The organism is Rahnella victoriana (genome assembly GCF_021276285.1).
Taxonomy (GTDB): domain Bacteria; phylum Pseudomonadota; class Gammaproteobacteria; order Enterobacterales; family Enterobacteriaceae; genus Rahnella; species Rahnella victoriana.
Genome location: NZ_CP089919.1, coordinates 3789157 through 3804574 on the forward strand (window position 1 = coordinate 3789157; position 15418 = coordinate 3804574).

Consider the following 15418-nt stretch of genomic DNA (forward strand, 5'->3'; position numbering starts at 1 on the left):
AAATAAATACACGACGAGGCGGCCTTGATCGCAATCAAGTAGGGCGCTCCCGCGCGTGCATACCCTGAGGCCAATTTCCCCTTTGTACTTGAAATAGCAGCAGCGTTAGCAGCACTCAGTCACCCGAATCACTGACTTGTGTCAGCTCATCGGGATTCCTTCGTTTGCTGCCTTGCTGCAATTCCAATTACTTCGGGCACGAGCAATGAAGTTGTATTCCCCGCCATTCACATAATGACAAAGCGCAAATAAGCCTTTGCACAGGAGAGTTCCGGATGAGCAAGTTTCTTGACCGGTTTCGCTATTTCAAACAGCTAGCTGAACCTTTCGCTGACGGCCATGGCCAGACGCTGGATACCAATCGTGACTGGGAAGACGGCTACCGTAGCCGCTGGCAGCACGACAAAGTGGTGCGTTCCACACACGGTGTGAACTGCACCGGTTCATGCAGCTGGAAGATTTACGTTAAAAACGGTCTGGTCACCTGGGAAACCCAGCAGACTGACTATCCGCGCACCCGTCCGGATCTGCCGAACCACGAACCGCGTGGCTGCCCGCGTGGTGCCAGCTATTCCTGGTATCTCTACAGCGCAAACCGCCTGAAATATCCCCTGATGCGCAAAAAGCTGATCCAGTTATGGCGTGAAGCCAAACTGAAACACAGCGATCCGGTGGATGCCTGGGGCTCGATCATTAATCAGCCGGAAAAAGCCAAAGAATATAAAGCCGCACGCGGACGCGGTGGGTTTGTGCGTTCAAGCTGGCAGGAAGTGAATGAGCTGATTGCAGCCTCCAACGTGTATACCGCCAAAACTTTTGGCCCGGACCGCATTATCGGTTTCTCGCCAATTCCGGCGATGTCGATGGTGTCTTACGCATCCGGCGCTCGTTATCTGTCGCTGATCGGCGGCGTGTGTCTGAGCTTCTACGACTGGTACTGCGATTTGCCACCGGCTTCTCCGCAAACCTGGGGCGAGCAGACCGACGTGCCGGAATCGGCTGACTGGTACAACTCTTCATATATTATCGCCTGGGGTTCTAACGTTCCGCAGACCCGTACGCCGGATGCTCACTTCTTTACCGAAGTGCGTTACAAAGGCACCAAAACGGTGGCCATTACGCCGGATTACGCCGAAATCGCTAAGATTTGCGACCAGTGGCTGGCACCGAAACAAGGCACCGACAGCGCACTGGCGCTGGCCATGGGCCATGTGATCCTCAAATCCTTCCATATCGATAATCCGAGCCAGTACTTTACCGATTACGTGCGTCGCTATACCGACATGCCGATGCTGGTGATGCTCGAACCACGCGAAGACGGTTCGTATGCCGCAGGCCGTATGCTGCGTGCGTCTGATCTGGTGGACAATCTCGGTCAGGAAAATAACCCGCAGTGGAAAACCATCGCCTTTGACGAAAATACCGGTGAACTGGTGTCGCCGTTAGGCTCGATTGGTTACCGCTGGGGTGAAAAAGGCCAGTGGAATCTGGAATCCCGCGAGGGCAAAGACCACAAAGACGTCAGCCTGCAACTGAGCCTGCTGGATAATCACGATGAAGTGGTGAACGTCGGTTATCCGTACTTTGGCGGCGCGGTCAGCGAGCATTTCAACAGCGTGGCGCTGGATGAGATCCTGATGCACAAACTGCCGGTCAAACGCCTGCAACTGGCGGATGGCAGCACCGGTCTGGTCGCCAGCGTGTACGACCTGACGCTGGCAAACTACGGTATTGAGCGCGGTCTGAATGATGAAAACTGCGCGCAACGCTATGACGAAATCAAAGCGTATACGCCAGCCTGGGCCGAAAAAATCACCGGCGTGTCTCAGCAGAACATCGTGCGTATCGCTCATGAATTTGCCGATAACGCCAACAAAACCCATGGCCGTTCGATGATCATCGTCGGTGCCGGGATGAACCACTGGTATCACCTCGACATGAACTACCGGGGTCTGATCAACATGCTGATCTTCTGCGGTTGCGTGGGTCAGAGCGGTGGCGGCTGGGCACACTACGTCGGGCAGGAAAAACTGCGTCCGCAAACCGGCTGGCAGCCGCTGGCCTTTGGTCTTGACTGGCAGCGTCCGCCGCGCCAGATGAACAGCACCTCGTTCTTCTACAACCATTCCAGCCAGTGGCGTTACGAAACCGTCGCACCGCAGGAACTGTTGTCGCCGCTGGCGGATAAATCCAAATTCACCGGCAGCATGATCGACTATAACGTGCGCGCCGAGCGTATGGGCTGGCTGCCATCTGCGCCGCAGCTCAACGTGAACCCGCTGCATATCGCGCAACAGGCGAAAGCCGCCGGTGTTTCTCCGGCAGATTTCACCGTCGCTGCCCTGAAAGACGGCAGTGTGCGGTTCGCCGCTGAACAGCCGGATAATCCGCAGAACTTCCCGCGTAACCTGTTTGTCTGGCGCTCTAACCTGCTGGGTTCTTCCGGTAAAGGCCACGAGTACATGCTGAAATATCTGCTGGGTACCGAACACGGTATTCAGGGAGAGGATTTAGGCATTCAGGGCGGCGTGATGCCGGAAGAAGTCGAATGGCAGGCGCAGGGCGGCGAAGGCAAACTGGATCTGGTGGTCACGCTGGATTTCCGTATGTCCAGCACCTGTCTGTATTCCGACATCGTTCTGCCGACCGCGACCTGGTACGAAAAAGACGACATGAATACCTCGGACATGCATCCGTTTATTCATCCGCTGTCAGCGGCCGTTGATCCGGCCTGGGATTCGAAAAGCGACTGGGAAATCTACAAAGGCATCGCCAAGGAATTCTCCCGTGTTTGCGTCGGCCATCTGGGTGTGGAAACCGACATGGTGACCTTGCCGATCCAGCACGATTCCGCCGCTGAACTGGCACAGCCGTTTGGCGTGGAAGACTGGAAAAAAGGCGAATGCGAGCTGATCCCGGGGCGTACCGCACCGCATCTGATGGCGGTTGAACGCGATTATCCGAATACTTACGAACGTTTCACCTCAGTCGGTCCGTTGCTGGAAAAACTCGGTAACGGCGGCAAAGGCATCAGCTGGAATACCGACAGCGAAGTCGGTTTGCTGAAAAAACTCAACTACACCAAACCGGACGGTACGGCGAAAGGCCAGCCGATGATCAACACCGCCATTGATGCGGCAGAAGTCATCCTGACGCTGGCACCGGAAACCAACGGTCAGGTGGCGGTGAAAGCCTGGGCGGCGCTGAGCCAGAATACCGGCCGCGACCACACGCATCTGGCGCTGAATAAAGAAGACGAGAAAATCCGCTTCCGCGATATTCAGGCGCAGCCGCGCAAAATCATCTCCAGCCCGACGTGGTCTGGCCTGGAAGATGAACACGTTTCTTACAACGCCTGTTACACCAACGTGCATGAGCTGATCCCGTGGCGCACGCTGTCCGGCCGTCAGCAGATTTATCAGGATCACGCGTGGATGCGTGCGTTCGGTGAAAGCCTGCTGGTATACCGTCCGCCAATCGACACCCGCGCGGCGCAGCCGTTGCTGAACGCGAAACCGAACGGCAACCCGGAAATGGCGCTGAACTTCCTGACGCCGCACCAGAAATGGGGCATTCACTCCACCTACAGCGACAACCTGCTGATGCTGACCTTAGGTCGCGGCGGCCCGATTGTCTGGCTGAGTGAAGACGATGCGACAAAACTGGGTATCGAGGATAACGACTGGATCGAAGCGTTCAACGCCAACGGCTCGCTGAGCGCCCGTGCGGTGGTCAGCCAGCGCGTACCGGCGGGGATGACCATGATGTATCACGCGCAGGAACGCATCGTGAATATTCCGGGTTCGGAAATCAGCCAGCAGCGCGGCGGGATCCACAACTCCGTTACCCGCGTTTGCCCGAAACCGACTCACATGATCGGCGGCTATGCGCAGCTGGCATACGGTTTCAACTACTACGGCACGGTCGGTTCTAACCGCGATGAATTCGTGATTGTGCGCAAAATGAACCGCATCGACTGGTTAGACGATGAAGGCAATGACTACGTGCAGGACGCCGTGCAACAGGAGAAAGCCAAATGAAAATTCGTTCACAAGTCGGCATGGTGCTGAATCTCGACAAATGCATTGGCTGCCACACCTGTTCCGTGACCTGTAAAAACGTCTGGACCAGCCGCGAAGGGATGGAATACGCGTGGTTCAATAACGTGGAAACCAAACCGGGTCTGGGTTATCCGCACGACTGGGAAAACCAGGAAAAATGGAAGGGCGGCTGGATCCGCAAAATCAACGGCAAACTGCAGCCGCGTATGGGCAACAAAGCCAACCTGCTGCATAAAATCTTCGCCAACCCGCACATGCCGGAAATCGATGATTATTACGAGCCGTTTGATTTTGATTATCAGCATCTGCACACCGCGAAAGACAGTAAACATCAGCCGGTAGCCCGTCCGCGTTCACTGCTGACTGGCAAACGCATGAAGAAAATTACCGGCGGCCCGAACTGGGAAGACGATCTGGGCACCGAGTTCAGCAAACGTTCTGCCGATCAGAACTTCGCCAACATGCAGAAAGAGATGTACGGCGAATTCGAAAATACCTTTATGGCGTACCTGCCGCGTCTGTGCGAACACTGCCTGAACCCGGCGTGTGTGGCGACCTGTCCGAGCGGTGCGATTTATAAGCGCGGCGAAGACGGCATCGTGCTGATCGACCAGGACAAATGCCGCGGCTGGCGTATGTGCCTGACCGGCTGTCCGTACAAAAAAATCTACTTCAACTGGAAAAGCGGCAAGTCAGAAAAATGTATTTTCTGTTATCCGCGTATCGAAGCGGGCCAGCCAACGGTCTGTTCCGAAACCTGCGTTGGCCGTATTCGCTATCTCGGCGTGGTGTTGTATGACGCCGACCGTATTGCCGAAGCCGCGTCAGTGGAGAACGATAAAGATCTCTACGAAAGCCAGATGAGCATCTTCCTCGATCCGAATGATCCTGAAGTGATCGCCCAGGCTGAAAAAGACGGCATTCCGATTTCCGTGATGGACGCTGCGCGCCAGTCGCCGGTCTATAAAATGGCGATTGAATGGAAGCTGGCACTGCCGCTGCATCCTGAATACCGCACATTGCCGATGGTCTGGTACGTGCCGCCGCTGTCTCCAATCCAGTCCGCTGCCGACGCCGGTGCATTACCGCACAGCGGCGTGCTGCCGGACGTCGAAAGTCTGCGTATTCCTGTGCAATATCTGGCGAACCTGCTGACGGCGGGCGACACCGCACCGGTGCTGCGTGCGCTGAAACGTATGCTGGCGATGCGTCACTTCAAACGTGCTGAAACGGTGGACGGCATCACGGATACCAGCGCGCTGGAGCAGGTCGGATTGTCTGCGGCGCAGGCGGAAGAGATGTACCGCTATCTGGCGATTGCCAACTACGAAGATCGTTTCGTGGTGCCATCCAGCCATCGTGAACAGGCGCGTGAAGCCTTCCCGGAAGCCAAAGGTTGTGGTTTCAGCTTCGGTGACGGTTGTCACGGCAGCGACAGCAAATTCAACCTGTTCAACAGCAAACGCATTGATGCCATCGACATCGGCGCGAAAACAGAAAGGAAGGGCTAATGAACAGTTTACGCATCATCGGCCTGCTGCTGGATTATCCGTCCGAAGACTTGTGGGAACACAAGATGGAGCTTCTCGAGGCAGTGACTCAGTCTGCTGAACTGGACTCTGAGCAGCGTCTGGATCTGGCGCTGTACATCACGGATTTCTGTAAAAGGGATCTGCTGGATGCGCAGTCGGCGTATACCGGTTTGTTCGATCGCGGCCGCGCCACATCGTTACTGTTGTTTGAGCACGTGCATGGCGAATCCCGTGACCGTGGTCAGGCGATGGTTGATCTGATGGAGCAATATCGCGAAGCCGGGCTGGAAATTGACAGCCGTGAGCTGCCCGATTATCTGCCGCTGTACCTGGAATATCTCACCACGCATGACGAACAACAGGCCCGCGACGGCCTGCGCGATATCGCGCCAATCCTGGCCTTGCTGAGTGCCCGTTTGCAGGAGCGTGACAGCCATTACGCCGAACTGTTTGATTTACTGCTGGCGATGTCCGGCAGTGATATCGCCACCGAAACGGTGCGCGAAGGGATCAAACAGGAAGCCCGTGACGACACGCCCGCCGCGCTGGATGCGGTCTGGGAAGAGGAACAAATCACGTTCCTCGGCGAGCAAAGCTGTGCGTCAGGCGAGGAAGCCGCGCACCAGAAACGCTTCGCCGGTGCGGTCGCACCACAGTATCTGAACCTTGATGAAACGCCTGCGGGGGAACCACGCAAATGACCGACTTCCTCAACAACTTCTTCTTTAATATCTATCCGTACCTGTGCGGCACGGTATTTCTGGTCGGCAGCTGGCTGCGGTATGACTACGGTCAGTACAGCTGGCGTGCTGGCTCCAGTCAGTTACTGGAGAAAAAAACGCTGCGCATCGCGTCGCCACTGTTCCACGTCGGCATACTCGGCATCATTGCCGGTCACGCCTTCGGGATGCTGACGCCGCACTGGATGTACGAATCCTTCCTGCCGGTGCCGGTGAAACAGCAAATGGCAATGTGGGCGGGCGGTGCCTGCGGCGTGATGACCCTGATCGGCGGCGGTATGCTGGTGTGGCGTCGTCTGAGCAACGAACGCGTGCGGGCAACCTCCAGTTTTGGTGACATCATGATCATCATTCTGCTGGTGGTACAGTGTGCGCTGGGGCTGAGCACCATTCCGTTCTCCGCGCAGCATATGGACGGCAGCGAAATGATGAAACTGGTCGGCTGGGCGCAGTCGGTGGTGACCTTCCGTGGCGGCGCAGCGGCGCATCTTGATGGCGTGGCGTTTATTTTCCGCGTGCATCTGGTGCTGGGGATGACCTTATTCCTGCTGTTCCCGTTCTGCCGTCTGGTGCATATCTGGAGCGCGCCGGTGGAATATCTCACCCGCCGCTATCAGTTGGTGCGTAATCGTCGCTGATTGACCTTCACGATTGTGAACTGACGATTTTGACATAAAAAAGAAGGGCGCTATTATGCGCCCTTATCTTTATTTTATTGCTCAAGGACGCTTCTGATGGCCACCCCAAGACAACCCATGACCGTAGCCCGCCGTTTATTACGCAACAGTATGATTTTACTGGTTATCGGCATTGTTGCCACGATCCACGGTTTAGTGGTCGGCAGCCCGGAAACCCCGCCGGGAGAAATGGCTCCGCAACTGATGCTGGGTATCTGGTTTATCTTCATCGGCTGCGTGATGGCGCTGATCAGCTGGTTAGTGATCCGCAACAAAAAGAAAAAAGGCGAACTCTGATCTTTGGTCTTCCCCTGAAACAGCGCTCAACCGGGCGCTTTTTTTACGCCCTGAATCGCGGAAACCTGCGTTGCATCAACATCCGGCGCTCAGTTTTCACGCAATTTATTTTCTGGTATTGAATACAGCTAATAAAAATCCTAATCAACGTTGGCCAGGAAAAATAACATGACCAGAACGGTGTACCTCAACGGGGAGTTTGTTGCCGAGCATGACGCGAAGGTGTCGGTATTTGATCGCGGTTTTTTGTTTGCTGATGCGGTGTATGAAGTCAGCGCCGTGCTGAACGGTCGTCTGCTCGATAACGCGGCGCATCTGGCCCGCCTTGCGCGTTCCTGTCAGGCACTGAGCCTGCGTCTGCCTTGTGCGCTGAGTGACATTGAGATCCTGCAAAACCGGCTGATCGCAGAAAACAATCTGGTGGAAGGGGCGGTTTATCTGCAAATCAGCCGTGGCAACAGCGGCGATCGTGACTTTGATTTCCCCGGTGAAAGCGTCACGCCGACTTTTCTGATGTTTACGCAGGCGCGTGCGCTGATCGACCATCCGAAAGCGAAAAGCGGCATACGCATGGTTTCTGTTGAGGATATCCGCTGGCAGCGTCGCGACATCAAAACCGTCGGCCTGCTGGCACCTTGTCTGGCGAAAGAGTACGCCCATCAGCATGACGCCGACGACGCCTTACTGACTGAAAACGGCCTGATCACCGAGGCCAGTTCCAGCAACGCCTGGATTGTCGACGCCGACGGCACGCTGATCACCCGTCCGCTGAGCACCCACATTCTGCACGGCATCACCCGTCAGGCGCTGCTGGAACTGGCGAAGCAGCACGGTATCCGTTTCGAGGAACGTCCGTTCACGCTGGAAGAAGCGCAGAACGCTAGCGAGATATTTATCAGCTCCGCCACGACCTTTATCTGGCCAGTGATTTCGCTGGACGGCAAGCCGGTCGGAGAGGGAAAACCGGGGGGAGTAGCCGCGAAACTGCGGGAGATTTATGTGCAGATGGCGGTTGAGGCGGCGAGCCGGTAATTAGCTTTCAAATTCAAATTCAAATTCAAGGTCATGGTGCTCCTCCCCCTGCGAAGGGGGAGGGTGGGAGGGGGTTTTAATGGCTAACACCTTGTTAAAGTTCACTTTCACTTTCACTTTCACTTTTGGATTTTGACCTTAATACCCCACCCCACCCCACCCCAACCCTCCCCTTCGCAGGGGAGGGAGTGAACGTTTTTAACCTGAAAATAATCTCACATCGCTTTTTTTTATTTCAATGATAAAAATGACCCCCTCATTTATTGAAAATGATTTACCGGTTGATGGCGCCGTTTCTTTCTTATGACTAATTTTTTGAAGGCAGGGGCAATGGAATAATGCCCACCTTCGGAATTCATCACAGGAGAGGCATTTTGAAATCAATCATTAAATTCAGCGTCGCGATATTGATTGTCGTGATGGCAATAAGCGGGTGTTCCACCCATCAGTACGACGCGACGTTAGATAATCAGATTACCGATTTCGAAATGAAAGCTGACCGGCAATTTGTGACCTGGACGGCGCAGGCAATGGCTGACGATGCACAACCCGCCGCACCGGTTGTTGCCTGCCAGGCTGCGCCCGTGGCGGCAGGGCAAACGCTTTCACTGATTTCTTCCCTTTCTGCACCCGACAGTCAGTTCTTCAATTCCGCGGAAACCGATCTGGCGCTGATTGAATCCCGCACCAAAGCCTTAAATAACAATCCTGCGATTGACCAGCAGATATTCGGCCTGAGAAATATCTTCTATCAGATTAAATATAAAAGGCAGCATTGTTCGCAACAGGATTCTCCGGCGTATATCGCTATTCAGCGTAAACAGGTTTCCGTGATTATGCAGTCAATGCTGACGTATGAACGGGTATTAAAAAATGGCTCAGGCACATCGCAACAATAATAAAGGTGAACAGGATGAGTGATATTTTTGATTTAAGAGACCGCGCAATCAATGCGGCAAAAGTTTCGCTGGGCGCAAACTGGAATACGGTGGCAAGCAGTGCCGTCCCGCAGATTGAAGCCTTACTTCAGCTGACATGGGAGATTGAAAAGGGCAAAGGCAGTTTCCGTTCTGGGGAATATGAATCTTTGCTGGCGACGCAAAAATCCACTTTCGTGGCGGTGCTGACCACCTATGAAACGATCAGCGCAGAGATAGCCTGGCAGGCGCTGAATGCGGTCTTTGATGTGATTTTGAGCGGCGTGCGCAACGTGCTGTAAAAACGATCTTCCGGCGGGGCGCGTCTAAAATTATCTTTATCGATAACCATTTTCATTTAGACTGACGGACTTGCCCGCCTCCGGGCCGTTTCTATGAGGATGCATGATGCTCCGCCGTTTCTTCTCTTATTACGTGCCTTATAAAAAGCTGTTCTTTCTTGATTTCGGGTGCGCCATTCTGGCCGGGTTGCTGGAACTGGGCTTTCCGATGGCCATCAAAACCTTCATCGACACACTTTTGCCTGCCCATGACTGGGTGCTGATCATCGGGGCGACGGTCGGTCTGTTGCTGATCTACCTGTTCAATACCGCGCTGATGGCTATCGTCAACTACTGGGGACACGCGCTGGGCGTCGGCATTGAAACGGATATGCGTCGTCAGGCATTCAGCCATTTACAGAAACTGTCTTTCCGTTATTACGACAATACGAAAACCGGTCACATCATTACCCATGTCACCAAAGATCTGGAAGAAGTGGGCGAGGTGGCGCATCACGGGCCGGAAGATGTGTTTATCGCGGTGATGACCTTTATCGGCGCGTTTATCCTGATGGCGACGGTGCATGTGCAACTGGCGCTGATGACCATCATTATTGTCCCGGCGATGACCTGGATGGTGAGCCGTTACGGGGCGCAGATGACCGAAACCTGGCGGCGTCTGTTCGGGCAGGTGGGGAATTTCAACGCACGTATAGAAGAAAGCATCGGCGGTATTCGTGTGGTGAAAGCCTTTGCCAACGAAGAACATGAGCAAAAACTGTTTGCCTCGGATAACGATAACTACCGTACCACCAAACTGAAAGCCTATCAGATCATGACCGCCAGCCTGACGCTCAGCTACCTGAGTACCCGTCTGGTTCAGCTGATCGTGATGGTCGCCGGTACCTGGTACGTGATTAATGACCAGCTGACCTATGGCGGATTCGTCGGATTCCTGCTGCTGGTGGAAGTGTTCTTCCGTCCGGTGGCGAAAATCAGCTCGGTGCTGGAAAGCTATCCGAAAGGAATTGCCGGGTTTAAACGCTTTACCCAACTGATCGACACCGCGCCGGATATCGTTGACCGGCCTGGCGCGCAGGTGGTCAGCCATTTACGTGGCGATATCCGTTACGACAACGTGGTGTTCGGTTACACGCCTGCCAGCAAGATCCTCAACGGCATCTCGCTGACCATTAATGCCGGTGAAACGCTGGCGTTTGTCGGGCCTTCCGGCGCGGGCAAAACCACATTGTGCTCGCTGCTGCCACGTTTTTACGAACTGGACAGCGGCAGCATTACCATCGATGGCATTGATATCCGCGACATGACGCAAACTTCGCTGCGCCATAACATCGGCATCGTGCAGCAGGATGTCTTCCTGTTCGGCGGCACCATTCGCGAAAACATTGCCTACGGTAAACTGGACGCCAGCGAAGAAGACATCCGTCTGGCCGCCAGCCGTGCGCGACTCGATGAGGTGATCGACGCACTGCCGCTGGGGATGGACACGGTGATTGGTGAGCGGGGCGTGAAACTCTCCGGCGGGCAGAAACAGCGTCTGTCCATTGCGCGCATTTTCCTGAAAAATCCGCCGATCCTGATCCTCGATGAAGCGACTTCCGCACTGGATACCGCCACCGAGCAGGCGATCCAGCAATCGCTGGCCGAGCTTTCGGAAGGGCGTACCACGCTGGTGATTGCCCATCGTCTGGCGACGATTCAGAACGCTGACCGCATTATCGTGGTCGACAAAGAAGGCATTGTTGAGCAGGGCACTCACGATTCCCTGCTGGCCCTTCAGGGGCGTTACGCACAACTTCACGCCGCGCAGTTCCGCTAACTTTCTTTTAATCACCTCATTTTGTCCTCTCTTTACACAGAGAGGACATGTGCAAATGTCTTCTCATAAAATCCGCAAAGCCCGTATTGAATAAAAATAACGCAAACCGGTCATATTTAAATAACCGGTTTTGTTCAAACCAATCACGGGCGTCATTATTATTTCATTTAATTTGTGTTTATTTTGTTCGATGCTTTTAACAAAATTCCGAAATAAGAAAAAATGGCGTAGTACAAAAATCTTATGGCTGCATTTTCTATTAATGAGATAATGAACTTTCCCGCGAAATCATTACCCTGCTATGCACTATTTAAATGCAACCCTTCTTTTTCTCTCCTTAATTCATTAACGATTGTTAACAGAAAAAAACCTTTTGATAAAGGTGATTTGGCCTGCAACTCCTTTACAAAATGAAAGACGTTTTGCACCAAAAAGAGGCGACGCACCATTACTGTGCAAAACGTTATGCGAAAACCGCATATAATCAGGGGCTTAGTGGCTTATGATAGAAACATTATGTTACATCTCTTTACGTGAAAAAGACTTATTGAGGCGAACTTTTCCATTTTAACTTTTCGTGCTCAGTGTTAAGGTTCAAATCGTTTTACAGACAGACGTATTTTAAAACATGTACAAATACTCACAGCCCGATATCTAAAAGCGGGCATGAGAACTCCTTTATAAAAAAATCAAGGAAACTTAAATAATGATGAAGCGCAGTGTGTTGGCCTTAGCGGTCTCTTTAATTGCAGTGGGATCTACCGCAAATGCAGCCGAAATTTATAATAAAGACGGTAATAAACTGGACCTGTACGGTCGCGTAACCGCTAAGCATTATTTCACTGATGATTCAAGTTCAGAAGGCGACAAAACCTATGCGCGTCTGGGCTTTAAAGGTGAAACTCAAATTAATGACACACTGACCGGTTATGGCCAGTGGGAATACAACATTCAGGCTAACCACGCAGAATCTCAGGGCGACCTGGGCAACAAAACCCGTCTGGGCTTTGCGGGTCTGAAAATTAAAGACTTCGGGTCTATCGACTACGGCCGTAACTACGGTGTGGTATACGACGCTATCGGTTACACCGATATGCTGCCAGAGTTCGGTGGCGATACCGGCAACTCTGACAACTTCATGGTTGGCCGTTCAAATGGTCTGGCAACTTACCGTAACCAGGACTTCTTCGGTCTGGTCACTGGCCTGAACATTGCCCTGCAATATCAGGGTAAAAACGAAAACGACGGTCGTTCAGCCAGCAAAGCAAACGGCGACGGCTACGGCGCATCCATCGATTATTCTGATATCGCAGGTTCCGGTATCGGTGCCGTTATCGCAGGGTCTTCTTCTGACCGTACTGACGCACAAACCAGCGGCACTTACGGTAAAGGCGACAAAGCATCTGCATGGGCAACGGGTCTGAAATATGACGCTAACCAGGTTTATCTGGCAGCAATGTATAACGAAACACGTAACTCAATGCCAATCACTGTGGGTTCAACCGCTGGCTTCGCTAACAAATCTCAGGGTTATGAGTTTGTGGCTCAGTACCAGTTCGAAAACGGCCTGCGTCCATCCCTGGCTTACGTGCAGTCCAAAGCGAAAGATGTTGAAACCGTCGGTGACGAAGATCTGGTCAAATACGTTGATGTTGGCGCAACTTACTACTTCAACAAAAACATGTACGCCTACGTTGACTATATGATCAACCTGATCGATGACAACAACAAACTGGGTGTGAACTCAGACGACATCGTTGCTGTTGCACTGACTTACCGCTTCTAAGTTAGTGGATTACATTATTACCCCATTCTGTGTCTGAAAAAGGTAATCGCAAAGGCAGAGTTCATTGGCTCTGCCTTTTTTTATGCCTGCGGATCCTGCCTGTTGCCCTCATTTCCTGCCAGTCAAATAACCACAATAAATTCATATAGCTAAACCTATAGCCTGAAGTTATACCCCAGCGCCAAACAAGTATTCGTCAGCCGGTTTCTCCCGTGGAATATTCTCTGCAGCCTTATTAAAACCACACCTAAAAAATATTCCGGAGAAACTGACATGCAGCAAATTCCAAAGCCGTATCTTCTCTTCCTGGGTGATGTGATGGATCCGCTGGCGGCTAAAACGGCGCGCGGTATTCACGTCTGGCGTCCTGAAGCCTGCGTCGGGCAAATCCGTCTGGCGACGGATTCTGTGTCCCTCGGCCTGCCGGATATGGATATCGCCACCGCCAAAGCGCAGGGCGCGAAAACCATGGTGCTTGGCACCGCCAACTCCGGTGGTAAATTACCGGCACACTGGATTGATTCCATCAAAACGGCGATCACTGCCGGGCTGAACGTGGCGAACGGTCTGCATCAGGGGCTGAACGACATTCCTGAACTGGTCGCTCTGGCCGCAGAACACAACGTGCAGTTGTTTGACGTACGCCACATGCAGCCGGAACTGGATACCGGTACCGGCGAAAAGCGCAGCGGTAAACGCATTCTCACCGTGGGTACTGACTGTTCGGTCGGCAAAATGTACACCTCGCTGGCGCTGGAAGCCGCGATGCGCGAACTGGATCTGAACGCTGATTTCCGCGCGACCGGACAGACCGGGGTGCTGGTGGCCGGTGCCGGTATTGCCATCGATGCGGTGATTGCCGACTTTATCTCCGGTGCCGTCGAAGCCTTGTCTCCGGCCAATGACGACGATCACTGGGACATCATCGAAGGTCAGGGCTCGCTGTATCACCCGTCTTTTGCCGGTGTCAGCATGGGGCTGATCCACGGCGCGCAGGCGCACCTGCTGGTGATGTGTCATGAACTTGGCCGCCCGCATATGCGCCATCTGCCGCATCAGTTTATGCCGACCCTGCGCCAGTGCCTCGACACCAATCTGGCGGCCGCCAGCCTGACCAACCCGGACGTGCGGCTGGCCGGTTTCTCGCTCAATACTTCCGCCGTCAGTGAAGAAGAAGCCAAAGTCGCGCTGGCAAAAATCAGCGAAGAATTCGGCGTACCGGCCACCGACCCGGTTCGTTTCGGCATCAAAAACATCGCGCAATGGATCAGGGATAACGGCTGATGATGCAGATGACGTTTGAGTCCGTTGAATTGCCGCTGGCCCGGCCGTTTGCGATTTCACGCGGTACCCGTACCGCGGTCACGGTCGTGCGTGTTTTCCTGACCGACGGTGAATTTTCCGCCGTCGGGGAGTGCACGCCGACCGCGCATTATCAGGAATCGCCGCAAAGTGTGTGCGAGCAACTCGACCTTATCCGCCCGCAGGTTGAACAGGGCCTGAGCCGCGAGGCGTTGCAACAGGCATTGCCGATCGGTTCCGCACGCAATGCCCTGGATTGTGCAATGTGGCGTCTGGATGCGGCAAAACAGGGCAAGACCTTGTGGCAACTGCTTGATATGCCGAAGCCTGCGTCAGTCATTACCGCAGAAACCCTGAGTCTGGATTCACTGGAAAACATGGCGAAGGCGGCAGAAGTGGCCGTCGCCGGTGGCGCGCAGTTGCTGAAAATCAAACTCAACCGCGAGCAGATTATCGAGAAAGTGGCCGCTATCCGCGCCGCTGCCCCGCACGCCACGCTGGTGGTGGATGCGAACGAATCCTGGCTGGGTTTGGATCTCGGCAGTCTGTTTCAGGCACTGCATGAATTCAACGTGGCGATGATTGAACAGCCACTTCCTGCCGGTAATGACCACGATCTGGTGCGTTGTTTGCATCCCATTCCTGTCTGCGCCGACGAAAGCTGCCACGAACGGGCGGATATCGACGGGCTGCGCGACCGCTACGAGATGATCAACATCAAGCTCGATAAATGCGGTGGCCTGACCGAAGCACTGGCGATGACCGACGTGGCTCGTCAGCTTGGCCTGCGCATTATGGTCGGCTGCATGCTCGGTTCTTCCATTGCGATGGAAGCGGCGCTGCCGGTGGCGGTGCAGGCGGAACGTGTCGATCTCGATGGCCCGATCTGGCTGGCACAGGACGCCGAACCGGCATTGCGTTATGAGCACGGTGAAGTCTGGCTTTAACCATTC

Annotated in this window: 12 protein-coding genes; all 12 read left to right on the plus strand. The window is 53.9% G+C overall.

All coding sequences use genetic code 11. From position 1 onward, the window contains the following. Positions 1 to 275: 275 nt before the first annotated feature. Positions 276 to 4040, plus strand: coding sequence for a nitrate reductase subunit alpha (locus J9880_RS17575; protein ID WP_232769674.1), 3765 nt, complete (start codon positions 276 to 278; stop codon positions 4038 to 4040). After that, a complete protein-coding gene (gene narH / locus J9880_RS17580) occupies positions 4037 to 5572 on the plus strand; it encodes a nitrate reductase subunit beta (protein ID WP_120163019.1) in 1536 nt (511 codons plus the stop codon). The genes J9880_RS17575 and narH overlap by 4 nt, the downstream gene beginning before the upstream one ends. Next, positions 5572 to 6294 carry a nitrate reductase molybdenum cofactor assembly chaperone gene (narJ, locus tag J9880_RS17585; protein WP_232769675.1) on the plus strand — a complete coding sequence of 241 codons (723 nt, stop codon included), beginning with the start codon at positions 5572 to 5574 and terminating at the stop codon, positions 6292 to 6294. The genes narH and narJ overlap by 1 nt, the downstream gene beginning before the upstream one ends. Next, positions 6291 to 6971 (plus strand): respiratory nitrate reductase subunit gamma, encoded by a 681-nt coding sequence (narI, locus tag J9880_RS17590; RefSeq protein ID WP_095922190.1) that lies wholly within the window; start codon positions 6291 to 6293, stop codon positions 6969 to 6971. The genes narJ and narI overlap by 4 nt, the downstream gene beginning before the upstream one ends. Before the next feature lie 96 nt (positions 6972 to 7067). Further along, on the plus strand, positions 7068 to 7307 hold the full coding sequence (locus J9880_RS17595; RefSeq protein ID WP_195817189.1) for a hypothetical protein: 240 nt from the start codon (positions 7068 to 7070) through the stop codon (positions 7305 to 7307). Between the two features lie 168 nt (positions 7308 to 7475). Beyond that, the gene (locus J9880_RS17600) at positions 7476 to 8339 is read left to right on the plus strand and encodes a D-amino-acid transaminase (RefSeq protein WP_232769676.1); all 864 of its coding nucleotides are present in this window, start codon (positions 7476 to 7478) and stop codon (positions 8337 to 8339) included. A 374-nt stretch (positions 8340 to 8713) separates the two neighbouring features. Further along, positions 8714 to 9238: a hypothetical protein gene (locus J9880_RS17605; protein WP_232769677.1), complete on the plus strand. Its 525-nt coding sequence runs from the start codon at positions 8714 to 8716 to the stop codon at positions 9236 to 9238. A 14-nt stretch (positions 9239 to 9252) separates the two neighbouring features. Further along, entirely contained in the window at positions 9253 to 9558 is a 306-nt protein-coding gene (locus J9880_RS17610) for a hypothetical protein (RefSeq protein ID WP_232769678.1), read from the plus strand. 106 nt (positions 9559 to 9664) lie between these two features. Further along, positions 9665 to 11377, plus strand: coding sequence for an ABC transporter ATP-binding protein (locus tag J9880_RS17615; protein ID WP_131694478.1), 1713 nt, complete (start codon positions 9665 to 9667; stop codon positions 11375 to 11377). Between the two features lie 706 nt (positions 11378 to 12083). Beyond that, complete coding sequence (locus tag J9880_RS17620; protein WP_119824959.1) at positions 12084 to 13163, plus strand: porin; 1080 nt, start codon at positions 12084 to 12086, stop codon at positions 13161 to 13163. A gap of 273 nt (positions 13164 to 13436) precedes the next feature. Beyond that, positions 13437 to 14447 carry an N-acetyltransferase DgcN gene (dgcN, locus tag J9880_RS17625; RefSeq protein ID WP_119824957.1) on the plus strand — a complete coding sequence of 337 codons (1011 nt, stop codon included), beginning with the start codon at positions 13437 to 13439 and terminating at the stop codon, positions 14445 to 14447. Next, positions 14447 to 15412, plus strand: a complete 966-nt coding sequence (gene dgcA / locus J9880_RS17630) for an N-acetyl-D-Glu racemase DgcA (RefSeq protein WP_133823886.1) — start codon at positions 14447 to 14449, stop codon at positions 15410 to 15412. The genes dgcN and dgcA overlap by 1 nt, the downstream gene beginning before the upstream one ends. Positions 15413 to 15418 lie beyond the last annotated feature (6 nt).

Coding starts and splice junctions, on each gene's coding strand:
- dgcN (WP_119824957.1), top strand. CDS start 13,437: ATGCAGCAAATTCCAAAGCCGTATCTTCTCTTCCTGGGTGATGTGATG.
- J9880_RS17620 (WP_119824959.1), top strand. CDS start 12,084: ATGATGAAGCGCAGTGTGTTGGCCTTAGCGGTCTCTTTAATTGCAGTG.
- narH (WP_120163019.1), top strand. CDS start 4,037: ATGAAAATTCGTTCACAAGTCGGCATGGTGCTGAATCTCGACAAATGC.
- J9880_RS17610 (WP_232769678.1), top strand. CDS start 9,253: ATGAGTGATATTTTTGATTTAAGAGACCGCGCAATCAATGCGGCAAAA.
- narJ (WP_232769675.1), top strand. CDS start 5,572: ATGAACAGTTTACGCATCATCGGCCTGCTGCTGGATTATCCGTCCGAA.
- J9880_RS17575 (WP_232769674.1), top strand. CDS start 276: ATGAGCAAGTTTCTTGACCGGTTTCGCTATTTCAAACAGCTAGCTGAA.
- narI (WP_095922190.1), top strand. CDS start 6,291: ATGACCGACTTCCTCAACAACTTCTTCTTTAATATCTATCCGTACCTG.
- J9880_RS17595 (WP_195817189.1), top strand. CDS start 7,068: ATGGCCACCCCAAGACAACCCATGACCGTAGCCCGCCGTTTATTACGC.
- J9880_RS17600 (WP_232769676.1), top strand. CDS start 7,476: ATGACCAGAACGGTGTACCTCAACGGGGAGTTTGTTGCCGAGCATGAC.
- J9880_RS17615 (WP_131694478.1), top strand. CDS start 9,665: ATGCTCCGCCGTTTCTTCTCTTATTACGTGCCTTATAAAAAGCTGTTC.
- dgcA (WP_133823886.1), top strand. CDS start 14,447: ATGATGCAGATGACGTTTGAGTCCGTTGAATTGCCGCTGGCCCGGCCG.